The 26,284-nt window shown below is 27.3% G+C and carries 22 protein-coding genes; 15 read left to right on the plus strand and 7 right to left on the minus strand.

Going from position 1 to position 26,284, the window contains the following annotated elements; all coding sequences use genetic code 4:
• Positions 1–7 precede the first annotated feature (7 nt).
• Genes VY93_RS00835 through VY93_RS00860 form a run of 6 tightly spaced genes read left to right on the plus strand, consistent with a single transcriptional unit; the run spans position 8 to position 7,081 of the window.
• Positions 8–565: a DUF2714 domain-containing protein gene (locus VY93_RS00835; protein WP_020002925.1), complete on the plus strand. Its 558-nt coding sequence runs from the start codon at positions 8–10 to the stop codon at positions 563–565.
• Complete coding sequence (locus VY93_RS00840) at positions 555–1,454, plus strand: MSC_0622 family F1-like ATPase gamma subunit (RefSeq protein WP_020002926.1); 900 nt, start codon at positions 555–557, stop codon at positions 1,452–1,454. Before VY93_RS00835 ends, VY93_RS00840 begins: the two co-directional genes overlap by 11 nt.
• Positions 1,454–1,927, plus strand: coding sequence for an MSC_0621 family F1-like ATPase epsilon subunit (locus tag VY93_RS00845; protein ID WP_020002927.1), 474 nt, complete (start codon positions 1,454–1,456; stop codon positions 1,925–1,927). Before VY93_RS00840 ends, VY93_RS00845 begins: the two co-directional genes overlap by 1 nt.
• On the plus strand, positions 1,918–4,125 hold the full coding sequence (locus VY93_RS00850) for an MSC_0620 family F1-like ATPase-associated subunit (RefSeq protein ID WP_020002928.1): 2,208 nt from the start codon (positions 1,918–1,920) through the stop codon (positions 4,123–4,125). Before VY93_RS00845 ends, VY93_RS00850 begins: the two co-directional genes overlap by 10 nt.
• Positions 4,125–5,669, plus strand: coding sequence for an MSC_0619 family F1-like ATPase alpha subunit (locus VY93_RS00855; protein WP_020002929.1), 1,545 nt, complete (start codon positions 4,125–4,127; stop codon positions 5,667–5,669). The genes VY93_RS00850 and VY93_RS00855 overlap by 1 nt, the downstream gene beginning before the upstream one ends.
• Positions 5,669–7,081 carry an MSC_0618 family F1-like ATPase beta subunit gene (locus VY93_RS00860; protein WP_020002930.1) on the plus strand — a complete coding sequence of 471 codons (1,413 nt, stop codon included), beginning with the start codon at positions 5,669–5,671 and terminating at the stop codon, positions 7,079–7,081. Before VY93_RS00855 ends, VY93_RS00860 begins: the two co-directional genes overlap by 1 nt.
• Positions 7,082–7,121: 40 nt before the next feature.
• On the opposite strand, the gene VY93_RS00865 is transcribed toward VY93_RS00860, so the two are convergent.
• From VY93_RS00865 to VY93_RS00880, 4 genes are read right to left on the minus strand one after another with little or no spacing between them, the layout of a single operon-like run.
• Positions 7,122–9,584, minus strand: a complete 2,463-nt coding sequence (locus tag VY93_RS00865) for a DEAD/DEAH box helicase family protein (protein ID WP_020002931.1) — start codon at positions 9,582–9,584, stop codon at positions 7,122–7,124.
• A gap of 10 nt (positions 9,585–9,594) precedes the next feature.
• Positions 9,595–10,905, minus strand: coding sequence for a site-specific DNA-methyltransferase (locus VY93_RS00870; RefSeq protein ID WP_081619822.1), 1,311 nt, complete (start codon positions 10,903–10,905; stop codon positions 9,595–9,597).
• A complete protein-coding gene (locus VY93_RS00875; RefSeq protein WP_046128305.1) occupies positions 10,905–11,303 on the minus strand; it encodes a hypothetical protein in 399 nt (132 codons plus the stop codon). The genes VY93_RS00870 and VY93_RS00875 overlap by 1 nt, the downstream gene beginning before the upstream one ends.
• A 6-nt stretch (positions 11,304–11,309) precedes the next feature.
• Positions 11,310–12,233 (minus strand): nucleotidyltransferase, encoded by a 924-nt coding sequence (locus VY93_RS00880; protein WP_020002747.1) that lies wholly within the window; start codon positions 12,231–12,233, stop codon positions 11,310–11,312.
• 94 nt (positions 12,234–12,327) lie between these two features.
• Here VY93_RS00880 and rpmF point away from each other — a divergent pair, with 94 nt between their 5' ends.
• The 3 genes from rpmF to ruvB all read left to right on the plus strand — a co-directional run bounded on the left by rpmF (position 12,328) and on the right by ruvB (position 14,125).
• Positions 12,328–12,528 carry a 50S ribosomal protein L32 gene (gene rpmF, locus VY93_RS00885; protein WP_011283326.1) on the plus strand — a complete coding sequence of 67 codons (201 nt, stop codon included), beginning with the start codon at positions 12,328–12,330 and terminating at the stop codon, positions 12,526–12,528.
• Between the two features lie 72 nt (positions 12,529–12,600).
• Positions 12,601–13,197: a Holliday junction branch migration protein RuvA gene (gene ruvA, locus VY93_RS00890; protein WP_011283327.1), complete on the plus strand. Its 597-nt coding sequence runs from the start codon at positions 12,601–12,603 to the stop codon at positions 13,195–13,197.
• Positions 13,175–14,125, plus strand: a complete 951-nt coding sequence (gene ruvB, locus VY93_RS00895; protein ID WP_046128306.1) for a Holliday junction branch migration DNA helicase RuvB — start codon at positions 13,175–13,177, stop codon at positions 14,123–14,125. The genes ruvA and ruvB overlap by 23 nt, the downstream gene beginning before the upstream one ends.
• A gap of 271 nt (positions 14,126–14,396) precedes the next feature.
• Here ruvB and VY93_RS00900 read toward each other — a convergent pair whose 3' ends face one another.
• On the minus strand, positions 14,397–15,419 hold the full coding sequence (locus tag VY93_RS00900; RefSeq protein WP_020002725.1) for an IS30 family transposase: 1,023 nt from the start codon (positions 15,417–15,419) through the stop codon (positions 14,397–14,399).
• Between the two features lie 127 nt (positions 15,420–15,546).
• Here VY93_RS00900 and VY93_RS00905 point away from each other — a divergent pair, with 127 nt between their 5' ends.
• On the plus strand, positions 15,547–17,202 hold the full coding sequence (locus VY93_RS00905; protein WP_046128307.1) for an IS1634 family transposase: 1,656 nt from the start codon (positions 15,547–15,549) through the stop codon (positions 17,200–17,202).
• A 78-nt stretch (positions 17,203–17,280) separates the two neighbouring features.
• Here the strand turns inward: VY93_RS00905 and VY93_RS00910 are convergent, their stop codons facing one another.
• Positions 17,281–17,814 carry a hypothetical protein gene (locus VY93_RS00910; RefSeq protein ID WP_020002735.1) on the minus strand — a complete coding sequence of 178 codons (534 nt, stop codon included), beginning with the start codon at positions 17,812–17,814 and terminating at the stop codon, positions 17,281–17,283.
• 29 nt (positions 17,815–17,843) lie between these two features.
• Positions 17,844–19,124 (minus strand): putative cysteine peptidase, encoded by a 1,281-nt coding sequence (locus VY93_RS00915; RefSeq protein WP_020002736.1) that lies wholly within the window; start codon positions 19,122–19,124, stop codon positions 17,844–17,846.
• A 334-nt stretch (positions 19,125–19,458) separates the two neighbouring features.
• Between VY93_RS00915 and VY93_RS00920 the strand changes: the two genes are divergently transcribed.
• From VY93_RS00920 to trpS, 5 genes are all read left to right on the plus strand, one after another.
• Positions 19,459–21,114: an IS1634 family transposase gene (locus tag VY93_RS00920; RefSeq protein WP_046128308.1), complete on the plus strand. Its 1,656-nt coding sequence runs from the start codon at positions 19,459–19,461 to the stop codon at positions 21,112–21,114.
• Positions 21,115–21,213: 99 nt separating this feature from the next.
• Complete coding sequence (locus VY93_RS04580; RefSeq protein WP_223211469.1) at positions 21,214–21,309, plus strand: Holliday junction DNA helicase RuvB C-terminal domain-containing protein; 96 nt, start codon at positions 21,214–21,216, stop codon at positions 21,307–21,309.
• A 62-nt stretch (positions 21,310–21,371) separates the two neighbouring features.
• Positions 21,372–23,966 (plus strand): protein translocase subunit SecDF, encoded by a 2,595-nt coding sequence (gene secDF / locus VY93_RS00925; RefSeq protein WP_020002807.1) that lies wholly within the window; start codon positions 21,372–21,374, stop codon positions 23,964–23,966.
• Positions 23,967–24,015: 49 nt separating this feature from the next.
• Positions 24,016–25,290 carry a GTPase ObgE gene (gene obgE, locus VY93_RS00930; protein ID WP_020002808.1) on the plus strand — a complete coding sequence of 425 codons (1,275 nt, stop codon included), beginning with the start codon at positions 24,016–24,018 and terminating at the stop codon, positions 25,288–25,290.
• The gene (gene trpS / locus VY93_RS00935; RefSeq protein ID WP_026365144.1) at positions 25,290–26,282 is read left to right on the plus strand and encodes a tryptophan--tRNA ligase; all 993 of its coding nucleotides are present in this window, start codon (positions 25,290–25,292) and stop codon (positions 26,280–26,282) included. Before obgE ends, trpS begins: the two co-directional genes overlap by 1 nt.
• Positions 26,283–26,284: the final 2 nt, after the last annotated feature.

The following is a 26,284-nucleotide window of genomic DNA, read 5'->3' on the forward strand; positions in this document are numbered from 1 at the left end:
GAAAGATATGTTTAAATTTAAAAAACCATTAAATTCAAAATCTAAAAAAACAAAAGAAGCTCAATACAGCAAAGAGCAACTTAAATATCAAGATTTTGTTTACAAAAATTATTTCGAAATTCTATCTCAAGCTAAAGATAGCGATGAAAAATTTTTATCATATGAACAATTTGTTAACCAGTTTTATCTAAAGCTAAACCAAAAAGATAAAATCAGTGAATTTAACAAACTTTGAAAAGCTTCATATGATAGCTTCTTCCAAAAACAACAAGTAGTTTTTGATGATTTTGTTTTAGCTTGAACTAGAAACGAACGTTTTAGTTTACACGATCTTGTTCCTTATGTATCTCTTTCTGAAGATAGCAATGTTTTAAGCACAGATTTAAGTGCCAAAAATAACGATAAAACTAACCTTGTATTTAAACATTTAAATAACTTTTTAAAAGATTATTTATTTGAAAAATTAAAAGTAATTGAAATTTTTCCAAATGTAATTTTATTTTTAGATGAAAATTCAAAATTTAAACTTTTATTTGATAAGTCGGTAGTAGAAAATGAACGTTAAATCGCTAGTAAATAAAAGAGAAAGCTACACCAAAATCAAAAAGATTGTCGAATCAGATAAAAACATAACTCTTATTAATATCTTAAGACTTTCAAAGCAAAACGTTTTTTACTTTGAAAGATCACTTCAAGCAAAGTATTACATTGAAAGTCTTGCTAAGCGTTATGAGATAAAACATTCTTTAATTTTGCAAAAGCAACTTAAAATTCTCTCTAAACTTTCAAGAGTTAAATCTATTTGAGTTTATATAACCGAAGAAGAAAAATTTGCAACTAACTCATACCAAAGACACGAAAGAAACATGAAAAAGTCAATCGATTTCAAACGCGACTTTTTAGTAGTTATTGGTAAACGTGCAAATGAATTTGCAACTAAACACAAAGCTCACGTAATTTTTAGCCACGATAAAAACGACGTAGAGTTTTTAGTAAAAATTCTTCCAAAGTTTTTACAAAACTATTTAAAAACAAATGGATTTCACAATTTAAATTTTGTAATTAACTCATCAAAATTAAAAGAAGCATATCTAAGCGTTCTGCCGCTTAATAAACTAAACTTTAAAATCGAAAGAAATCTACAAAATAAAGTTGAATCAGTTGATACATCAAAACTTAAAATCTATCCAGAGATCAAAGAATTTATCAACTCTGAATTCGAATCTTATTTAACTTACGTTTCACTTAGTTTGCTTTCAGAATCAGCTTTAATTAGCGAAAAATATAAACTTGTTGCTTTAAATAAAACGCTTAACGATCTAGACGAAAAACTAAGGCTGCTAAATATTAGAATCGAGCGTGAAAAACGTGAACTTGAAGTTGAACAAATTTCAATACTATTTAAGAAAAAAGATCTTCTTCATTCATCATCTATTAAGAAAGAGGGAAGCTAATGAAAGATGTAATTAAAGTAAAATTTCTCTCTCAAAATAACGTTGAAAATTATTTAGATATCGTATCTTTAAAAATCAACAACGGTCTTAGAGATAATTGATCTGAATTTAAAAATAATTCGATAGGAAGCTATACTAAATGCTTTTTCCAAGTAACTCTTCCTAGCTTAGATGTTGAATACTTTATTTTGCAAAACGTTTTCATATCTTATATTGACGATAAAATCACCATTAAATATAACGATCATTTAAAAGCATACGAATCTGTTAAAAAAATGCAAGAATTTATTAAAAATATCCAAAAAACTTATAAAGAAAATAACAAAGAAATAACTTATTTAACTTCTTTAAGAGATTTAAACTCATCACTAGTTGAGCAGGCTAAAATTGATGAAATCAATGATAGAAACTTTAAATTAAAAGCCATTATCAACTTTTCATTGGTTCCTAAAAAAGAGGTCTCATGAAAATAAAACTTAAAAAAATGCTTTTAACTTCAAGCCTTCTTGCTAGTTCTACTGCTCTATCAATAGTTGCTATATCAGCTGATACCAACAGTAATGCAAATACCAACAATAACGGAACCGGTGGCGGAACTACCCCAAAAACTCCTGCAACTCCACCAAAAAATGCAGATGACTTTGATAGCTTTAAAGGTGAGCTAGACAAAAAGGTTAAAGAAAATGTTGAAAAGCTAGTAGATGATACCGTTACTGCGTTAAATAACAAAGCTAAAGAATTAATCGAAGCTACTAAAAGCGAACCAAATATCGCTAGAGATTTAATCGCTAAAGCACTTTACTATCAAAAAGTAGCAACGTACTTGCAAACCAATAAAGCAAAGCTAGTTAGTGATAAAACCTTTGATCCTACTTATCTAAACGCATTAGCTAATGATAAAAAATATAACCTTGGAAATATAACCTACGAAGGTAAAGAATTTTCAAATGTTATTATTGGATCAAATCCAAATGACTATGCTTCAGCTCTGGCCAAAGATAGTAATTCTAAAAAAGAAGTTACTGAAAAAGATAAAATCAATGACATTAGCAAAGATGATCTAAATTCAAAAATTAATGATTATTTCAAAAATATAACCGACAAGGAAAACGAAAACGCCGGGGATAATATTTTTGTTAATAAAGATGATCTTCCAAAACTCAATACAGACACTGAGCTAACCTTTGATAAAACTTTTGATTTAACTACTCCTAAAAACTATTCAAGCTGAGATGACTATATTAAAGAAAAACTTCAAAAAAGATTTATCATCTACGATATTAGTCAAAACCAAGATCAAAATCAAGAACAAAAAAAACAGCAAGATAACACTCAACAAAATCAAAATCCAATTCCTGGACTTCCAAAAGAAAATGAAAAAGATCTAAATAAAAATATCGCTTCACAAAACGTTCCTCGTATAGCTCCTTTTATTAATTATAAATATTCAGGATTTACCGACTATAATGACATTTTAGCTAGAACTGGAAACTCTGCTCAATTATTTTCATTTGACAATCCAATTAACCCTAGATTCGAATATAGAGTGACTGAAATATCAAACTTTAATTTAGATCCAGGATATAGCGAATTTATTAAACAAAACCCAACCTTCTTTGATGATAGGGGAAACTTCCCAATTAAAGTTAAAGTTGAAATTCGTGATTTAAATGACCCAACTAAAACTGCTACCTATGCAATAGGATACGTTAAAAACTACGGTAATTCAACTCTAGCTAGAGAAATAGCTAACCAAATAGTTCAAGATACATATTCTAAATTTTATACCGCTCTAGGAATGAAACCTGACCAGCTAAACTTTACAAACGTAGGTAACGCTGAAATCGCGGCAGCTGCCTTTGATTTAATGGGAGTAACCACAGGAATCATTAACGAGCCAAAATATAACGCATCATATATTGATCTGTTAGTTAGATTAGGCTCAAGCGTTAAATTAGAAGAAAATGAAGATTTAAAAACTGCCGCTAAAAGATATGAAAACACTCCTTTTGGAAAAGCAGTTCAAACCTTATTTTTAAGTGCTATTAAAACTTCAAATATTAATAACAGCGCATATTGAACCTTTTTCTCAACCAGGCTAGAAAGCGTATTTGCGCAGCTAAGCTTTAATATTAATAATTCAAATTCAGGTTCAACTAATAGAGACAAAATTAGAGAATTCTTTGCTAAAAATCCAAATTATTCAGTTGAAACGTTTGACAAAGCAATGCAAAGCCTTAATAGTAGAATCCAATACTTTAAAGGCCTTGCTGGAAATCCTACTTTTGATGAATCTGCTCAATACAACACCATGATGGAACAACTTACCATTATCATGGAACAAATCAGAAACATGACAACAATTTTAACTGACGTACTTCAAAGTCAAGCTCCAAGCGATCAGAAAAAATTTCAAGCCGCATACGAAAAGTTAAATATACTCCCAATTGAAAGTGGGCAAAATAATAAAATCGTGCTGGCATCTATTGGAAGTATATTAATGCTTATTTCTATCGGACTATTTATTCTTTCAATATTCTTACAAAACTTCAAAAGACGTAAATGATTGAGTGATAAAACCAATAAAATCGCACTTACTTGATCAATTACATCTGTTACATTTATAATTGCAATTGCTTTAATTGTGTTTGCAATTTTAGGAGGAATTTAATGACAACTAATAACAATCCTACAATTTCAGCAATCTTTGATTACGTTGTTGAAATCAAAGGGCAATTAGATTATCACCAAAATCAAATCTTTTATTTAAAAAGTAATCCAAATCTTAAGCTTCTTTTAATATCAGCTACAAAAGATAAAGCATATTGCCTTGCTTCTGGAACTTTTAATGATTTTCATATTAATTCTGAAGTTGTGCCACAAAGCCATGAATTTCAAGTTGCAACTTCAAAAGAATTCTTTGGAAAAATAATTGATATTCAAAATAATATTTATCCACACAAAGCTAAAGCATCTCTTAATAAAAGTAAATATTATTCAAGTTTATCAACTCCATTTAACAATCCCAAAGAACTTCTAAACTACCAACCACTTAAAAAACAGCTTTTAACTGGCTACGTTGTAGTTGATTTACTTATTCCAATTGGAAGAGGACAAAGACAGCTAATAATTGGTGATAGAAAAACCGGTAAAACTTTCTTAGCTTTAAACACTATAATTAACCAAAAAAATCAAGGCGTAAAATGTATCTACGTTGCAATCGGACAACAACACGCTCAGCTAACTAGCACTTATCAACTGCTTAAAGAAAATGGAGCGCTAGATCACACTATTATTATTAACGCGCCAGCGGATTCTCCTTATGAACAATACCTAGCTCCTTACGTTGCTATGGCTCACGCTGAAAATATTGCAAAAGATGAAGACGTTTTAGTTATCTTTGATGATTTAACTACACATGCAAATATTTATCGTGAAATAGCTCTTCTTACCAATAAACCTGTTGGTAAAGAGGCCTTTCCTGGAGATATGTTCTTCGCTCACTCTAGGCTGTTAGAACGTAGTGGAAGATTCGTAGGTAAAAAATCAATTACCGCGCTTCCTATTCTACAAACCGTTGATAATGATATTTCATCACTGATTGCATCAAATATTATTTCTATTACCGATGGTCAATTAGTAACAAATGCTAATATTTTCCAATCAGGACAACTTCCTGCTATTGATACCGAGCTATCAGTTTCTCGTATTGGTGCTGCCGTGCAAGAGAAAAACATGGCTAAAACTTCAAAAGAAATTGGAAAAATTTATAAAGCTTACAAACGTCAAGCAAAACTTTCATCACTTAAATATGATTTAAATGATGAAACCAACGCACTAATTGTTGATGGTCAATTAGTTGAAGGAATTTTTTCTCAAAAAGGTGTTTCATTTTACAACCAAAAAACTATCTTTTTAACATCAAAACTTTTAGCGTGAGGACTTCTTAGAAACGTAAGCAATATCGCTGAAGTTTTAAAATTCATTGAAGTTTTAGTTGAAACCAACCAAAGCTTTAAAGATGCCTTTGATTCAATTGATGGTAAAAATAGTGAAAACGTAGATGAAAGCTTAGTAAGAGATTATTTTGCTTTTGCTCTTCTACAATATGCTGAATATAAAAACTACAACTGAAAAATTACTTTAGATAGAAAATTTGATCAACTAACAAAAGCTCAAATTATGGAAATTGAAGCTAGAATGGAGAATTACTAATGGCAAAAATAACTAAAATTTGAACCGATGTTGTTGAAGTTGCTTTTGCAAAAAACGAAGAACTTCCTAAAATTAATACAATTTTATATTCAAAAGAAACCGGCAGCCATTTAATGGTTAAAAAAATCGTAAATGACTTTGAATTATACGCAGTTTTAATTTCAACTATGAAACCACTTTATGTTGGGCAAGACTTGCAAAATACTAAAAAATCATTTATGGTTCCAGTTGGAGAAGAATCAAAAAACCACATCTTTGATGTTAATGGTAATTCGTTAACTAATCCTGAAGCTAAGCTTAAAAGAGTTGAAATGGATTCAACTATTTATGCAAATAGTAATTTCACTACCAAGCCTCAAATTCTAGAAACTGGAATTAAAGCTATTGACTTTTTCATTCCAGTTTTATCTGGAGCTAAAATAGGACTTTTTGGTGGAGCTGGAGTTGGTAAAACTGTTTTAATGAAAGAAGTTATATTTACTCTTTCTAAAAAAGATAAAAAAACAACTTCAATTTTCATCGGAGCTGGAGAACGTTCAAGAGAAGCGATTGAGCTTTACGACGAGCTTAAGTTTTCAAATTTAATGAAAAACTCAATTATCTTTGTTTCTCGTATGAACGAACTTGCTGGATCACGTATGAGCATAGTGCCTATTGGAGTTACCGCAGCTGAGTATTTAAGAGATACACAAAAAGAAAATGTTTTACTATTTATTGATAACATTTTCAGATTTCTTCAAGCCGGAAATGAAATGTCAGCCTCGCTTGATAAAAAACCATCTCTTGGAGGATACCAAGCTACACTTAATACCGATATTTCATATGTAGAAAATAGAATTTTTACAAATGAAAATGGAACTATAACCTCATTCCAAACAGTATTTTTACCAATGGATGATTTATCAGACCCTTCTGCTGTCGCTATCTTTAAGCACTTAAATGGATCGCTAGTATTAAGCCGTGAAATTACTGCTAAAAATATCTTCCCAGCGATTGATCCTCTAGCTTCTTCATCAGATAGTGTTGATGAAAGAATAATCGGAAAAGAACACTACAATGCAATTGTAGAAGCTAAGAAAATTCTTCAAAGATATAAAGAACTTGAAGACGTTATTTTAATTCTAGGAATTGATGAACTTGACGAAGAAGCTAAAGTTGTTGTTAAAAAAGCGCTTCAACTTCAAAACTTCTTCTCACAAAACTTTTTCATGACAGAACATTTCACTCATGAAAAAGGAGTATTTGTTTCTTTAAAAGAAACAGTTAATTCTGTGGTTAGAATTATCAATGGTGAATTTTTAAACGTTGAACCAAGAAAATTCCTTTACATTGGTTCAGTAGATGAAATCGATACCACTGATGCTAGAAACTTTGCAAAACAAAGTTCAACTACCGAAGTAGCTAAAGCTTAAAATCCCTAAACAAAAAACCGAAATAGTTTCGGTTTTTTGTTTAGCCTGTTATCTCATTGAAAAAGCTTTTAAGGCTGGCAAATCTTTTTTGATCTTGGTTTTGTAGCTTTTGATTTACGCTATCTATTGTACTTGTTCCTTTAAGTTCAAAATAGCTAGAATCATCGCTAGAATAAGCTGCAACTATCATTGTTAGTGATTTAAATTTTTTCCTTGAAAAACTATTTTCATTACTTAAAAGCTTTTTATATGAATTAACATATTCAGAGTAAGCGCTTAAAAGTTTATTCGTTTTTTCTAGATTTATATCGTCACTTCCTTGACCTTTAACCTCGATAAATACTAAGTGTTCTTTGTTTAATATAGTTATAAAGTCCGGGAAGCTTTTAGGTACTTCTACAGCCATTTGAGATTCATCTTCATCGTTTTTATTAACAATTTTATATTGGAAGAATATATTTCCAGATGGCGAATTAATCGCTCAATCAAAATGATTTATTTTAGTATTTTCCTTGTCGATGTAATCGATAAATTTCTTACAATCATCGATGAATTTTTGCTCATTTTTTGAAAGAAGTTTTATTTCGTTTTTGCTATTTAGCGATTCATAGACAAATTTATTTTGAACCATATCACTAAGCTTTTCAAATTTAGGAAATGTCTTTTTAGTTGCGTCAGATTTTTCTTTACTAAAAGTTATTATCTGGTTAAAATTAGCTAAATCCAGATTGTAAAAATTACCAAATTCTTCAAATCTTTTAACATGACTTTTATAAGCTTTTTTAATTTTAGGAAGTAGGTTTTTAATTACTAAATATCTATAAGTATCTCAGCTAAACATTAAATCATCTTTGAATTTATCTAGAAGCTTTAGATATATAGCTTTAATAGGGCTATCACTATCACCTTCAAATAAATTATTTTCCAGGAAGTTATATCTATAGTCAAATAACTTTAAATATTCTTTAGCTAGCTCTCATTGACGCTCTACATATATTTTTAATTCAACACTATCTTCAATTCAAAATTCAATAAGTTTTGCAGTTTCTTGCGTTTGAGTAATTTTTGAATATCTAACAGTACCTTCAAGTTTTTGGTTTTTATTAAATTCTTCTTTTAATTCTAAAAATTGGCTTTCAAAAGGATGATTTTCAAATAAAGCTTTAACATCTTCTTTATATTGAAGATCATCAATTACATCTTTTGTTACTTTATTTAAAAGATTAATTTGACCAAAAAGAATTTTCTCTTCTTTGAAGTTATTTTTTAGTTTTCAGTTTACCAGCTCCATATTTTCAAATGTATTATTTGAATAAATATAGTAGTTAAAAACTATATTGTCATCATTAAATGGATATCTAGGATTAGGATTTCTTTTAATTCTTCCTATGGTTTGAACGTTGAGTTTTTCTGAAGTTACGTCTCTTAGTTGAACTAGCATTGCAGCTCTAGGAATATCTCACCCAGTTGCTGGTCCTATTTTGAAAAATATAACATCATAAGCTGAATTATTAGCTGATAAATTTTTAAGAGTGGCCTCTTCTCTTAGCTCACTTGATGTATTTTTGTCTTCACTAAAATAAGTAGCTCAAGTTAGACCATTTTCTTCAACTATTTTTTTGTATTTTTCAACTAAAACTTCAATTCTTTGATTTTCTTCATTGTTTTTGTCACTATTTTTAACTTGAATCAACATCGCTGGACTAACACCATTTAATCCTGGATTTTTAGCACCGTCATATTCTTTTTTAAGTTCTTTAAATTTCTTGCAAGCTATTCTTAAAATAGTTTCACCATCATAAACTTCTGTACGCTCGATAATTCCTTCGTTGTAGATTAAATTTTTCTTTAAAAGCTTTACATCATCAGCGTTAATTAACTCTTCTTCGGTAATTTCTACAAAGTCCTGATTCATTTCAGTAGTAGCTGACATTTTAATAGTAAAGTCAGAAACTCTAGAAATTTTATTTTCAAAATTATTAATATATTCTTTATTAACTTTGGTTCCAATATGCGCTTCATCACGAATATAAATAAGACTAAGTTCTTGGTTATATTGCATTCTTCTAACTTCATCAAATAAAGCATCAATAACGCCTTGCTCGGTAAAAATTCTTTTTTTACCAAAGCTAGATTTACCAAAAATCATAACTTTATTTTCTTCAGGTTCTAAGTGATAAGATTGATCACCTTTTTTATTGCTAGATGAAGGAGATTCGACAAGCTCTATTTTTAAGTCTTTATTATCTAAATAGCTTTTATAGTCGTTTAATTTATTATAAAACTGTCTTGGAAGTTCTGCTGATGATGGAGTTGCAATAATAAAGAAAAGCTTTTTAGAGTTTCCTTCATTTAAAGAAATCATTTGATCTATCATCTTAGCCATCATAAAAGTTTTACCACTACCAGTTGTCGCTTTAAAGACTAATTCTTTGTTGATTTTATGCTTTCAATAATCAACAATATTATCAACTGCATTTTTTTGGGCTTTTGTTAATTCCATATTTTACCTTTTAGTTATCGTCTAGTTTTTTAAGAGATTTTAGTCTGTTTAAGATTTGTTTGTATTTAACTTTTTTATCAATACCAAAATCTAAAAGCATCTTTTGAACATTATTTACTATTTGATCAACATTTCTTGAATCATTTATATTAGTTGATTCATATTTAACTTCAAATACATCTAAATTTGATTTATAAGCATTATTATTTTTTACTCATTTAAATGAGCTTCCATTAGTTGACTTTCCAAAATTAACTCTAAAAAGTCTTTCATAAGTAACGCTATAACCAATGTTGTTTTCATTATTTGTAACAAGAGTATAAGTTCTATTGCCACCATCTTGTTTATTTAAATCTTCTACTGCGTGACCGGTAGTTTCGCTACCTGCAAAAAAGTCTAAAACTCTAGCATTTTTGTTATTTGAAAATGAAAGCAGATATTTAATTAAATCAAGAGGTTTTGGAAAATCAAAAACGTTTTTGTTTTCAAAAATTTCTATTATTTCCTTACCACCATTTTGGTTGTAAATATTTTCAATGTAATTTTCAAATTCTTGTCCAGCAACTACTTTTACAATGCTTTTTTCTTTAGGATCAAATTTAACAAATTGATATTGCTTTCTATAAGCTTGTCAGTAACCTTTTGGATTTTTCTTTATTTCGATAAATCCTAGTTTGTTTCCTACATTAAAAGAATCTTCTGATCATGTATAGCAAGCAGATTCAGGTTTTAAAATATTTGAATAAAGCTCAAACTTAGTTCCATCAGGAGCCTCTATTAAATAATTTAAAGACTTTGAATACCTAAAAGCACCACTACTAGATGGGTGGTGTAAATCAGCAAGTTTATAAAATCCTCTTTCTTCAAAAAATTCATCTTTATTTGTATATCCTAATTTTTTGAGCTTTTCTAGATCGTGGATTTTATAACCTATTTGCGTATCTTTGTTGTAATTTTTTGCATACATTAAAATGTATTCACAATTTTTAACGACTTTATTAATAAAGGAAGTATTACTTCCTGGGCCTCTTTTTTTAATCCAAGAAATATTAGCAATGAAATTTTCTTCACCAAATATTTCATCCATTAATACTTTTAAATAAGCCTGTTCGTTATCGTCAATTGAAACAAAAATTATTCCTGTTTCTTTTAATAACTTTTTAGCTAATTGTAGCCTTTCGTGCATCATGTTAAGCCATCCATTACGGCTGAATTTATCACGATATATAAATTTAGATGCAGAAATTAATTCGTTATTATTAGAAACCGAATTACCATCGGCAAAAGCTGATTCGGTGTTATAAGGTGGATCTATATAAATTAGATCATACCCGGAAAGCGTCTCTCTCTCTCTCTCTCTCTCTCTCTCTCTCTCTCTATTAGAATTAAATTCTTAAGAGCATCAAAATTTTCACCAATTATTAATTGATTTTTAGGCTTATAAAAATCATTATTAAACGATAATTTTTCATTTTTCTCTAAGTAACTTATTGCGTCTTTAAGAGTACCTGGAGCTGCATCAAAAGTAAAACTAACTTTTACTCTTTGAATAAGCAAGTTGTATAAATTTTTTAATTCATCTTCTGTGCATTCATCTTCTTTTGCAAAAAGATTCATAACTTTAAAAATTAATTCTTTTTGATCTTCATTTAAATTAGCTTTAGAAATTTCATTTATTTTATTTTTATAGTTTTGAATTAAATTTATAAATTTGTTCATAAGGCCTTATTTTTTAATTTTAAGTAATATGCAAAGATATGTTCGCATAATTTTAGATCTAGTATATCTTCTAGAAACGCAAGCATTGATAAAGTCATGGTAATTATCAAAAAGCAAAATATTTTTTTTAAATAAGTTTTCAATTCCTTCATCTACTAGTAAATATTTTTTAAGCTTAGATGCTGGCGTTTTTAAAATATATTTTTTAAATTTTAAAAAAGTATTTTCTATTAATAATTTTGTTGGAATTTGCTTTAAATCAACTGGTGTATATTTAGAAACGTCTCTGCCATCTTTAAGCATTTTTCTAATTAGCGAAGCTGAGGCAAATTCATCGCTAGGCTCTTCTGAATGAAATCCTACGCTACGCTTAATTGCTATTGGCTGTATTTTGTAATTATTTTCAACAATTTGCTTGATATATTCAAATCCTAATATATCATTAGGCAGCGAAAAATCTTCATTGGTTAATTCTTTAAGCGTTAAAAAATTAGCTTTCGGAAAAGAGTTTCCACCTTTTAAATTTTTCTTTAAAGTTTGGTTGTATAGTTCTTTATTTTCTTTGATAAAGGTAGCTATTTTTAGCATTAAAGAATCGTTTGTAGATTCTGATCCAAAAACTAAAATATCAATTTTTTCTTTGTTTAGTTTTTGAATGGCGTTTTGTGCAAAAATATGCGCCGCTTGAATTGTTTTTCTAGTCGAAAGCTTTAAAACTTTGCTTACGCCATATTTTTTAGCTCATAGTTTTCGTTTTCAAAAAGGCATGCAAATAATTTCGCCTCTTTGCGAATATTTATGGCTCATTACAATTATTATTTTGGAATTTGGATAGTTATTTTTAATTCAATTTAATTGATAAATATGCCCATTATGAAAGGGATTATATTCAACAACTATTCCAATTTTTAAATTTTTATTAATTAACATTTTTTATGAATTATTTTTTAAAATATATTATAATTAAAAAACTTGAAATTAATTCATTTCTATATCTTAATTCTAACTAAAGGAGAATGTATTTATGGCAATTGTACCAAAACGTAAAACTAGTAAACAACGTAAACACAAAAGAAATACACATTCTGCCTTAGATGCACAAAATCTAGTAACCTGCAAAAATTGCACAAGCATGATTGAGCAACACGTTACTTGTTATCGTTGTGGATTTTATAAAGGCAAAAAAGTTGCTGGTTACACCTGTTTAAACGACAGAGTTCAATAAAATGGAAAAAGAACGCATTTGTTCTTTTTTTGTTTTTTATAGATTAAATTTTCTTATTTTATTGGAGGAAATATGACGCTATATAAAATAGGTGAAATAGTTTATAAAAACAATAACAATATTATTTTAGAATCAAAAGGTGAAGGAAATCTAGTAACCATTTGTGATAACTCAAGATATTCAAAAGGCGAAAAGCTTAAGCTATATTTATACGAAGTTAAAAATGATTATATCCAGCAAACTTATGGATTTAAAACTTTTAAAGAAAGGCTGCTTTTCACTGATTTAATTTCAATTGATAAAATCGGGCCTAAAACTGCGATGTTAATTTTAGATCAAAATTGAGAGCTGGTGGCTAATTTAATAGCCGAAGGGGATTGAAAAGAAATTTCTAAAATTAATTATATTAGCGATAAAAGTGCGAAGCTAATTTGCGTGGAGCTAAAAGATAAATGAGCCAAAATAATTCAAAACAAAGAAGTTAAAAAATTCGATGATATCACCAACATCAAAGAACTAAAACAAACTTTAAATAAACTTGGCTTTAAAGCAAGCGATATCGACTATGCGGTTAATAATATCTCTTCAACTAAAGAGCTTGACTTAATGGTTGAAGAAAGCATTAATTTAATTACAACTCAAATGCATGCAAATAACCAGACCACATAACTTTGAAACCTTTATTGGTCAAAAGAATTTAATTTCAACTTTAAAGGCAATGATTGAAAGCTCTAAAAAACAAAATAAAGTATTAAATCACATTTTGTTTTATGGAATGCCTGGAATGGGTAAAACCTCGCTAGCAGGAATTATTGCTAATGAAACTAAAAATAAAATTCATTTTATTCAAGGCTCAAATTTAGAGAAAAAATCCGATTTAATAAATATTCTAAGCGTGATAAATGAAAACGACATAGTGTTCATTGACGAAATTCACTCTATCAATAAAAACATTATTGAATTTTTATATTCAGCTATGGAAGATTTTGTCTTTGATTTAATTATTGGAACCGAAAGCAATGCTAAAGCGCTAAGAATGAAAATTAAGCCTTTTACTTTAATAGGAGCCACCACTAAAATAAACGAAATGGATCAGCCTTTTAAGGACCGTTTTGGCTATATTGCGCGCTTTGTTTCATATAACGCAGAAGATATGAAACAAATAATTAGAAATTCAATAAAACTTTTAAATATTAATTTGGGCGAAGAGCATTTTGATTTCGTAGCAAGCTATTCTAGAAATACACCAAGAATTGTTAATCATTTGCTCGAGCGTATTAACGATTTTGCGATAGTTAAAAACGCTAGAATCATTGACAAAAAAATTATTAAAAAAACTTTTAAGAGCTTAGATTTGTATGAATATGGTCTTACTAAAGATCACGTAGAGTATTTGCAACTACTGCGTGATGGTTTTGACTCAAAGCCAGTTTCATTAGATACGCTAAGTGGAGTTTTAATTCATCCTAAAGAAGTTTTAGTTAATGAAATAGAACCTATTTTGCTTTATTTAAAGCTAATTACTAAAACCTCAAAAGGAAGAATGATATCTTCCAAAGGAATAACTTATCTTTTAAAAGAAAAGCTAATATGATAGCTATTTTTAGCCTTTAAATTTATTAAAAATAAAAAATTAATTTTTATATAATATAAAAACATATGAAACAAAGGCTAAAAACTTATTTGTTTTAAGCAATTGAAAACGTTTTTTAATTAGCTCCATTACCATTGTTTCAACATTTATAGTTATTGTTTTCCTGCGTTTCCCACTTAAGCCCTATTTTGGGCTTTTTTATTACTTTATTTATATATTTATTATTAAATATATAAACCCAAATTCTCACTTCTAGTGCAACATAAAAACTCAATTATATAAAGTTTTCTTTATTATGATTGAGTTTTTCTTTTAAAAATAAATTTTTAGAATTATCTCAATTAAAAATTTCTCTTGGCATTTCATTTATTTGATTTACAACATCTTCTAATAAATCATCAGAAACATCATTAAAATCAGTTCCTTTTTTAAAAAACCTTCTTATTAAACCATTAAAATGTTCATTGCTACCTCTTTGAAAAGAAGCATAAGGTTCTGCTCTATATATTTGAATATCTTTTTGTTTTCCAAAAATACTTATTTTTTCAAATTCAATTCCGTTATCGATTGTTATGGATTTTATTGTTAAATCATATTTTTTAATTAACATATTTAATTTTTTATGAATTTCAAAAGGATTTTTAGAAACAACTTTTATAGCTAAACCTAATCTTGATTTTCTTTCAACAATAACTAAAAGATTTTGTTTTTTATGTGCTTTTTTACCGATAACTAAATCCATTTCTCAATGTCCAAATTCTTTTCTTGTATTTATTGATTTTCTTCTTGCTCAAATAGGTAAAACATATTTGTTTACATCTAATAACCTTGAAATTGTTTTAGTTCTTTTCCCACCTTTTTTGTAATATTGACGAAGTTTATTGCTTGGTCTAAAAATTCATTTTGTAGTTTTTATTCACCTATAAATTGTTTGAAATGAAGGAGTTTTCATTTTTGGATTTTCTGTTTTTATTTTATTAATAGTAGCTTTTACACCGTGAATGTTTTTGTTGTAATATTTTTGAAATTTTTGATCAAATTCATTTTCTAATGCTCAATGATGTTTAAATAAAGACCTATATTTTTTTCTTAAATTTGTTTTTTGTTGTGCAACTTCGCAAAAATAATGACCAAAATTATCTAAATTTCTTTTTAATTCTCTAGAAATAGTACTTTTGTGAATATTTAATGTTTGTGCTATTTTGGAAATAGATTCTTTTTGTACATTAAATAAAAAACTTATTTGGTATCTTTTTTCTAAATTTAATCTTGAATATTTTTTAGTGTTATAATTCATTTTGGATTCCTTTGCTGGGGATCTTTTTTTATATCTTTTTTCAATTTTATAAAAAACAACACCCTATTTAAGAGTGTTGCACTGGGAATGATAATTTAGGTTTATATATTTATTATTAAATATATAAATATTTTATAGTCTATTAGATCGTAAATGAATCGTTTGTAAATCTAAAAGACTTAATGGAACTTATTTACAAATTGGTTATCGTAACCATGGTACAAATTCCTATGGAACCAGATTTAGCATTGGATTTCTTGAAAAATATCAAGAGCATAATGAAAATGCATTGGAAATAATAAAAGATATAGTAAGTAAATTTTCTATAACAGCTACAAAAGAAGAAATTATTGATGAAATTAATAAAAAATTAAAAAACTCTTCTCAAGTAAAAAATGAATTTATTGAAAAATATAAAGGCTATGAAATAATAGAGAAATTGATTGATTATTTTGACATTTTCAATGATTGCAAAGTGACAAAATCTGTAAGTCTTACAACAACAGTAAAACAAATGATTTTCCAAAGAATTAAAGATCCTAAAAGTATTTTGGGAACATGTAATGAAATGAAAGAACATAATTTAAAAACTTTCAGTAAAAACTCTTTTTATCGTGCTTTAGAGTATATATCTGATAATAGAAACGAAATATTAAAAAATATTAATGCTAAATTAATGAATGATTTTAAAAGAAATGTTGAAGTTATTTGATTTGATTCAACGATTACATATTTTGAAACTTTTGCTAGAAATGCTATGAAAATGCCCGGTTATTCTAAAGATGGCAAATTCAAAGAAGATCAAATGGTTATAGGTATGGCAACAGATATTAACGGTATTCCGCTTTATTATAAAGTATTTCCAGGCAATACAGCTGATTCATCTTCTTTTATACCTTTTATAGTGGAATTAGCTAAAATTTATAACATTAAAAAAGTTACAATTGTTGCTGATAGAGGTATGTGAACTAATGCAAATATTCGCTTTCTAGAAGATAAAAACTTTTATTACATTATTTCCTATCGTTTAAAATCGGCTACAAAGGACTTTAAAAACTTTGTCTTAAATCAAGATAATTATCAAACAAATAATGAAGGCTTGCGTTATAAAACGCGTGAAGTTGATTCACTCTTTAAAAAAGCTAGATTTAACGGGCATACTAAAAAACAAATTATCACTTATAGTGATAAAAGAGCCAAAAAAGATTTTGAGGATCGTAAAATTCTCATTGATAATTTCTATAAAAAAGCTACAAATGGTGTAGTTAATTACACAGATTTAGTTGGTTCAAAAAAATGTAGATTTTATAAAGCAAGCAATAAAAATGGTTACTACTTATTAGACCATGAAAAAATCGAAAAAGACCAACAATTTGACGGTTATTACGTTTACGAAACTAATAGATTAGATTTAAGTGAAAAAGATGTGATTAATTTTTATGCAAGACAATGACAAATCGAAGAAAACTTTAGAACATTAAAAGGTACACTTGAATTAAGGTCAATTTATTTACAAACTTGAAAACATATTGAAGGTTATATTTGTTTATGTTTTTTAGCTTTAGTACTTTTGAAATTTTTAGTTTACCAAATAAATTATTCAACAGGTTTAGAAGATAAAAATAAATTTACAATAAATAAAATTGTTAAAATAATTCAGAATGTTAAAGTCTTAAAACATTATTCAGAAGAAACTTTAATAAAAAGCATTAAAATAAAAAATGCAAGTATAAATGAACATTGATCTAATTATGAAATCATTAAAAAAATATTAAATATTTAATAATTATTAAAAACAAATACTGTTTACATAAAACGATATTTGTTTTTTTAGTCTACTAAGTGGGAAACGCAGGAAAAACTAATTTATTTCTTTAATAATTGCTATAAAGTTAAACATGTTAAGAAATAAGTGTATAAGCATTAAAACAAAAAATGGTATAGTTACTGCCATGTGTATATATACAGTAAAAGGAAGTATTAAACTTGCAAATGCCATTATTACTAAACTCATTAAAAATAACATTATTGAAGCAATTATTAAATCATTTCTTTTACTTAATTTAGGGTTAATAAAGCCAACATTTCTTATTACCAATAAAGAATTAAGAGAATTATTTTTATGTACTATTTTTAAGCTTATAAAATAAAGTAAAAAGGAAAATAAAATTACAGTTCATAAAGGTACAAAAAATTTTAAAATATTTCAATTCGAAAAATGAGTTAAACTATAACTTATTTGTTCTTGAATTGATGGATAAGTAGCTCATCTTAATTGATCATTTAAAATATAAATAAATATTGGCAAAAAAATTAATGAAATAATTAAAGTAATTCAAGTAAATATTGAAATGGACTTCATTATTATTTTTCTATTTAAAATATTTATTTTCATAAAAACTCTTATTATCTAAGATAAATTTACTATCAGCTTGTTCTACTTTTTATAAAATTATCAATTGTCTTTCCTGTAAAATATGTATCATAAAATTTGAATACACTATTTACTTTGCCTAAATCCTTTTTATTCTTTAATTCAATATTAAAATAATAAGAACCCCATGCACTAGTATAATATGAATATAAAACAGAGTTAGTTCTCTTTTGCCCTCAAGCCATTGATCCTAGAAACATATCAGTTTTATCATCATAACCATACATTATATAAGCGTGATTAGGCCAAAATCCTCCTGTAGGGGCGACTCCTAATATGGTAGGTACTCCTTTTTTTACATATTCTCATGTTTTTTTATAACCACCATATTTATGATTAAAATTTCATTTATTTATTTCATCATTATTATTAATAAATTTCTTTATTGCTGTTTCATAAAGTTGTCCAGTTTTTAGATTTAATTTTTTACCAGCATTATTAAATAAGGTCATAGCTAAACTTGATTCTGGTTTATTATATAAATGATATCTGAAAACAGGAGATGAATTTTCTAAAATTTTGTCATAACCGCTATCTTTTGTATAAAAGTCAAATTTTTCCTTACTAAAAATCCCTGATTTAATAAATATTTCATTATATAACATTAATTGGCTTAAAGCCACATATTCACATAAACCTTTTTCCCCTGAATGAGTTATATCAAAACTCAAATCAACATATCCTGATTTTTCTTTGTTATCTCTTGAAGCAAATCACCAAGAATAAGGCACAGTTGTACTTACTTTAAATACGCCATTATAATCATAATTAATATATGGATAATTATTATTAGTATCATTACTTCTTTTTTTTCTTATTTTTATATTATTTGATGGTTTTTCACGATTTTTATCAATTGTAATATGTGCTTTTTCTATATCATCATATGATACTTCTATATTGTTAACATCAAAATATTTATTTTCATTTATAGTAAGAATACCTAAAAACCCACCATAAATAATATTCATATTAACTAAATGAATAGGAACTTTAGTGTTATTTATTTCTATTGTTATATTAGAGTCTATGTCTAATACACTATAATAATTATCAAATACTATTAAAAGCAATTTTTTATTTTTAATATCTTGTATTTCTTTATGAAATATTACATTTTCTGCTTCTGGTATTAAACTTTTTATTTTTTTAATTTCGTTGTCTAATAAACTATTATTTTCTTTAATATTCATACTTAATGCCACTAAAAATGGTGTAGTAGAAATAGAGCTAAATAATAGTATATTAATTTTCTTTTTGAATTTTTTCATATAACCCCCCTTTATATATATATATATTAATTATATTACTTTAAAAAGTTAAAGTAATTGCAATAGGGAATCTAAATAGTTTTAAAATGATATTTAAACATTCAAATTATTCAATTGAATAATTCATTTTATTTATAAAAAATATGTTTTTATACTCATTAAAAATTGAATTGTACAAAATTGTTATTGATAAAACATTTGACAGTTTTATTTATTTCTTTTTTCTTTCCTTTTGGTATAAAAATGAAATAATCTTAGTTCCTGCGTTTCCCACTTAAGCCCTATTTTGGGCTTTTTTATTACTTTATTTATATATTTATTGTTAAATATATAAATATTTTATAGTCTATTAGATCGTAAATGAATCGTTGGTAAATCTAAAAGACTTAATGGAACTTATTTACAAATCGGTTATCGTAACCATGGTACAAATTCCTATGGAACCAGATTTAGCATTGGATTTCTTGAAAAATATCAAGAGTATAATGAAAATGCATTGGAAATAATAAAAGATATAGTAAGTAAATTTTCTATAACAGCTACAAAAGAAGAAATTATTGATGAAATTAATAAAAAATTAAAAAACTCTTCTCAAATAAAAAATGAATTTATTGAAAAATATAAAGGCTATGAAATAATAGAGAAATTGATTGATTATTTTGACATTTTCAATGATTGCAAAGTGACAAAATCTGTAAGTCTTACAACAACAGTAAAACAAATGATTTTCCAAAGAATTAAAGATCCTAAAAGTATTTTGGGAACATGTAATGAAATGAAAGAACATAATTTAAAAACTTTCAGTAAAAACTCTTTTTATCGTGCTTTAGAGTATATATCTGATAATAGAAACGAAATATTAAAAAATATTAATGCTAAATTAATGAATGATTTTAAAAGAAATGTTGAAGTTATTTGATTTGATTCAACGATTACATATTTTGAAACTTTTGCTAGAAATGCTATGAAAATGCCCGGTTATTCTAAAGATGGCAAATTCAAAGAAGATCAAATGGTTATAGGTATGGCAACAGATATTAACGGTATTCCGCTTTATTATAAAGTATTTCCAGGCAATACAGCTGATTCATCTTCTTTTATACCTTTTATAGTGGAATTAGCTAAAATTTATAACATTAAAAAAGTTACAATTGTTGCTGATAGAGGTATGTGAACTAATGCAAATATTCGCTTTCTAGAAGATAAAAACTTTTATTACATTATTTCCTATCGTTTAAAATCGGCTACAAAGGACTTTAAAAACTTTGTCTTAAATCAAGATAATTATCAAACAAATAATGAAGGCTTGCGTTATAAAACGCGTGAAGTTGATTCACTCTTTAAAAAAGCTAGATTTAACGGGCATACTAAAAAACAAATTATCACTTATAGTGATAAAAGAGCCAAAAAAGATTTTGAGGATCGTAAAATTCTCATTGATAATTTCTATAAAAAAGCTACAAATGGTGTAGTTAATTACACAGATTTAGTTGGTTCAAAAAAATGTAGATTTTATAAAGCAAGCAATAAAAATGGTTACTACTTATTAGACCATGAAAAAATCGAAAAAGACCAACAATTTGACGGTTATTACGTTTACGAAACTAATAGATTAGATTTAAGTGAAAAAGATGTGATTAATTTTTATGCAAGACAATGACAAATCGAAGAAAACTTTAGAACATTAAAAGGTACACTTGAATTAAGGTCAATTTATTTACAAACTTGAAAACATATTGAAGGTTATATTTGTTTATGTTTTTTAGCTTTAGTACTTTTGAAATTTTTAGTTTACCAAATAAATTATTCAACAGGTTTAGAAGATAAAAATAAATTTACAATAAATAAAATTGTTAAAATAATTCAGAATGTTAAAGTCTTAAAACATTATTCAGAAGAAACTTTAATAAAAAGCATTAAAATAAAAAATGCAAGTATAAATGAACATTGATCTAATTATGAAATCATTAAAAAAATATTAAATATTTAATAATTATTAAAAACAAATACTGTTTACATAAAACGATATTTGTTTTTTTAGTCTACTAAGTGGGAAACGCAGGAGTTTGTTAATGAAATAGAACGTATTTTGCTTTATTTAAAGCTAATTACTAAAACCTCAAAAGGAAGAATGATATCTTCCAAAGGAATAACTTATCTTTTAAAAGAAAAGCTAATATGCTAGCTATTTTTAGCCTTTAAATTTATTAAAAATAAAAAATTAATTTTTATATAATATAAAAACATATGAAACAAAGGCTAAAAAACTTATTTGTTTTAAGCAATTGAAAACGTTTTTTAATTAGTGCCATTACTATTGTTTCAACATTTATAGTTATTGTTTTAGGTAGCGTATTTTACATTTCAAAAGACGTAAATAAATCAATTGACTACGGTGGCGGAATTGAAGTTTTAGTTCAAGTTAAAAAAGATGATCAAAACGCAGATAAAACACTTACAGAACAAGTTAATAAATCACTTTTTGATCGTTTAACTGGTGGAACCGGACTAAATGGAATAACCGTTTCTTCTGAAGGTGATGGAAAAATAAGAATTACCAAAGCTGGTAATGTTACTAATGCTCAAAGAGATATTTTTGAAAAAGAAATATCTGAAAAACCAATTCTTACAGTAACTGATATTAATTTAAAACCATTATTTTTTGATGGTTCTTTTACTGCTAATGGATCTTTAGATAGAGGAACTCCACAAAATTGAGTTCCGCCTTTTGCGCTAGGCGCAGCAAAATACGTTAACCAAAACGGAAGAGATTCAGTTCAATTAACTTTAAAAAATTCTGACGCAAGGCTAGAGTGAACTAAAGCTACTGACTATTTATCAAAACAAAGTCAGCCTAATAATTTAGTTTTAATGTGACTAGATATCGATAAGCTATTGCACATTGCCAAAACTCAATATCCACTTGAATGAAAAGAAAGTGGAGAAAACCTTTGAAACTTTGTTCATGTTAATAATCAAGCTTACACTCAAATTCAAGATCCAGTTACTAATCAGCCGCGGCTAGTAGCTAATGAATTTAAGAAAAATGTTTTAGATATTCAAAATAGATATCTAATTTCAGTAGCGCAAGTTAATAACCCAATCTCAACTAGTGAAGTTATAATAAATGGAAACTTCACCAACACTCAAGCTCAAGAATTAGCTAATAGAATAAACTTTGGACTTAGTGATTATTCTATTGATATTTTATCGAGCGTATTTTTAAGTTCAAATTTAAATGATAATGCCTTCCAAAGCGCTATTATTGCTGGAATAGTAATTTTTAGTTTGATTTCAATTTTTATGATTGTAAATTATGGCCTTTTAGGAGTGCTAACAACTATTAGCATCGCGCTATATATTTATTTAACTCTTTTAATGTTTACTGTTTTAAGAGGAGAATATTCGCCTGTTACTATCGCGGCTTTAATTATAGGAATTGGAATTTCAGTTGATGCTAACGTTATTACCTACGAGCGGCTTAAAAAATATGTATATTCAGGTGACTCGCTAAAAAAAGCATTTTATTCATCAAATAGACTTTCTCTAAGTTCGATATTAGATGCTAATATTACAACTATTATTATTGCGTTTATATTATTTTATTTTGGAACTAAAGACGTTAGAGGATATAGCATTACGCTAACGCTTTCTATTTTATTTACTCTGCTAGTAATGCTTGTGTTTTCTAGATTTTTATCATATATGCTAGTTAATACTGGTTTATTTGAAAAAAGACTTTATCTTTTAGGGCTACACAAAAAATACATAAACCATAAAACCAAGCTTGCTAAAATTAACGAAAACTTCAACTACTATAAAAATGCTAAATGATTTGTTTTAGCATCACTATCATTTATGGTGATTTCACTAATAGTTTTTGCTTCGATTTCTGGAGCTAATAAAGATATTTGAGCTGGGCTAAATAGAAACATAGAATTCACTGGTGGAATTAATTTAAATATCGCAACAGATAGAAATACCGCTAATACTCTTTCATTAGCCGAAGCTAATGAAATCAAAAAGCAAATAGTTGAATCTTCTCAAACCTTTAACATCGAAAATGTAAATAGCATTATCGATATTCAAAAAGCCAACGAGCAAGGAACAAATTATGTAATTAACATTAGATCACAACAAGATCTATCAAGCATAGTTAATGACATTAAAAACATTGCAACTAGAGTTAATCCATTTATAAATGTAGCTACCTTTACAGTTTCATCATCTGAAGCTGCAAAACTTGTTCAAAATGCAATTTTAGCAACCGGAATAGGTTTTGTTGGAATAGTTTTATATCTACTATTTAGAATGAATTGAACTTATTCTATTGCGGCAATTATAGCTTTAATTCATGACTTTTTAATGGTGCTAGCTTTTGTGGTAATTACCAGGCTGCAAGTGTCAACTATAATAGTTGCCGCTATGCTTTCTATTATCGGATTAAGTATTAACGATACCGTTGTTACATTTGATAGAATTCGTGAAAAAATAAAATTTGATTACACTGGAAAAATTCTTCAAAAAAGCGATCTTAAAAAAATCATTAACGTAGCAATAGCAGATACTATTAAAAGAAGTATCTATACTTCATTTACTACCATCTTGGCAGTTTCTGTAATTTTAGCTTTTGGAAACGCAATTAACTTTATATTTAATATCGTAATGTTATTTGGTATTGCAATCGGAGTTTATTCATCTGTTTTTATTGCTTCATGAGTTTGAGCAAAATTAGAATACATTAGACAAAAAGGAATTGTAAAAAGAAAAGAAAAAGGATTTTGAGAAATTAATAATCCTGAAGAACAAACAGTTAATGGTATAAATGACTTTAACTATTAAAAATAGCTGAGGCTATTTTTTCTTCTTTTTAATATAATTAATAAACATTATGGCAAAGTTTATAGATCAAGTAAAAATCATGCTCAAAGCCGGTAAAGGAGGTGATGGGATGATTTCGTTTCGCCGTGAGGCCCATGTTGATAAAGGTGGACCAGATGGCGGAGACGGTGGAACCGGTGGAAATATATACTTTGTCGCAGATTTAGGTAAAAACACTCTTCTTAGCTTTTACAAAAATAAATTTATAATCGCAGAAGATGGCGTTAAAGGTGGGCCTAAAAATCTATACGGAGCTAAAGGAAAAGATACCATCGTTAAAGTTCCGCTTGGAACGCTGATATACAAAAACAAAAAAATAGTTGCCGATGTTATTAAAGAAAATCATCTTTATTTAGTTGCTAAAGGCGGAAAAGGCGGAAGAGGAAATAATAAATTTAAAACCTCTAAAAATACCGCTCCTAGAATTGCCGAAAATGGAATGCCCGGAGAAAAATACGAAGCTAATATCGTATTAAAAATTCTTTCAGATGTAGGTCTTGTAGGCCTACCATCATGCGGTAAATCTACTTTAATTAATGCGCTATCAAATGCTAAAGCTAAGGTAGCTGAATATGAATTTACTACCTTAGTTCCTCAGTTAGGTCTTGTTAAATATTATGATTATTCATATACTATTGCGGATCTTCCTGGACTTATTAAAGGCGCATCACTAGGTAAAGGACTTGGAATCCAATTCTTGCGTCACATCGAAAGATGTAAAGTTGTAATTCATATCGTTGACTTTGGTTCTCCTGATAAAGATCCAATTCAAAGTTATGAAGCAATTCAAAAAGAACTTGAAAGCTATAAACTTAACTTAACTCAAAAACCTCAACTAGTAGTAGCGAATAAATCTGATCTTGCAAATTTCAAAAATAATATTGAAAAATTCAAAGCCAAATATCCTAATATAGAAATCATTGAGATATCTGCACTAAATTATCATAACGTTGAAAATCTTAAAAAAATCATTTGAGAGTTCTTAGAAAAAACCTCACATCTTCAAATAAAAATTGAAGATGATTTTGAAACTGAAGTTAAAGAAATAAATTACGAGCCTGATTTTGTAATTCAAAAAATGAATCGAAATCACTTTAAGGTAACTGGTAAAAAAATAGAAGAATTAGTTTTAAAAATTCCAATAAATACTTTTGATAATTTAATGAGGTTTAATAACATTCTTAAAAAAATAGGTGTTTGAGAAGCTTTAATTAAAAGAGATATTCAAAAAGGTGATTTAGTTGAAATTTATCAACATAAATTTGAATGGGAGGAAGAATTATAATGCAAGCTAGATTAGTAAGTGGCATTAAGCCAACAGGTGATTTAACTTTAGGAAATTATCTTGGTGCTATTAAAAAATTTATAAAGCTGCAAAATAATTTTGAATCTTATATTTTTGTAGCAGATCTTCACGCTTTAACTGACAGTCAAATGTCAGCTAAAGAATTAAAAGAAAATAAAAGAAAAATAATAGCGCTATATTTAGCGTCAGGACTTGACCCGCAAAAAGTAAATATTTTTTATCAATCAGATGTTTTAGAACACGGTTTTATTCAATGACTTTGTTTATGTGAAACTACAATTGGTGAGCTTAATAGAATGACTCAGTTTAAGGATAAAACTGAAAAATTCAAACAAGGTAATAACACATACAAAATACCAAGTGGAATTCTAGCTTACCCAACTTTAATGGCTGGCGACATTCTTTTATATAACCCAGAAATTGTTCCAGTTGGACAAGATCAAACTCAGCATTTAGAGCTAACTAGAAACATTGCCGAAAGATTTAACAGCAAATACAAAACTAAATTCAATGTTCCAAAGCCACTTTTAAATGAAGTTGGAACTAAAATTATGTCGCTGCAAAATCCTGACAAAAAAATGTCAAAAAGTGAAGGCAGCCAAAAGGCAACTATTTATCTTTTAGAAGATCCGCAAAGTGCATATAATAAAATTCTTAAAGCAGTAACAGATTCTGAAAATAAAGTTTATTTATCAGACGAAAAAAAAGGTGTTAAAAACCTTTTAAATATATATGCTGCAATTAATGATTTATCACTAGAAGAAGCTGCAGAAAAATTTAGAGATTCAAACTATAAAGAATTCAAAGAAGCAGTAGCAGAAAGCGTTAAAGCTTTACTTGAAAACTTGCAAAGTAAATACAATGACTATTTAAAAACAGTTGATGAAATTGCATCATCAGGAGCCAGCAAAGCTAAAAAACTAGCTCAAAAAACTATTTTAGAATTAAAAGAAAAAATGGGATTAAATTAATT

It is taken from the genome of Mycoplasmopsis synoviae ATCC 25204 (genome assembly GCF_000969765.1).
Taxonomy (GTDB): domain Bacteria; phylum Bacillota_I; class Bacilli_A; order Mycoplasmatales; family Metamycoplasmataceae; genus Mycoplasmopsis; species Mycoplasmopsis synoviae.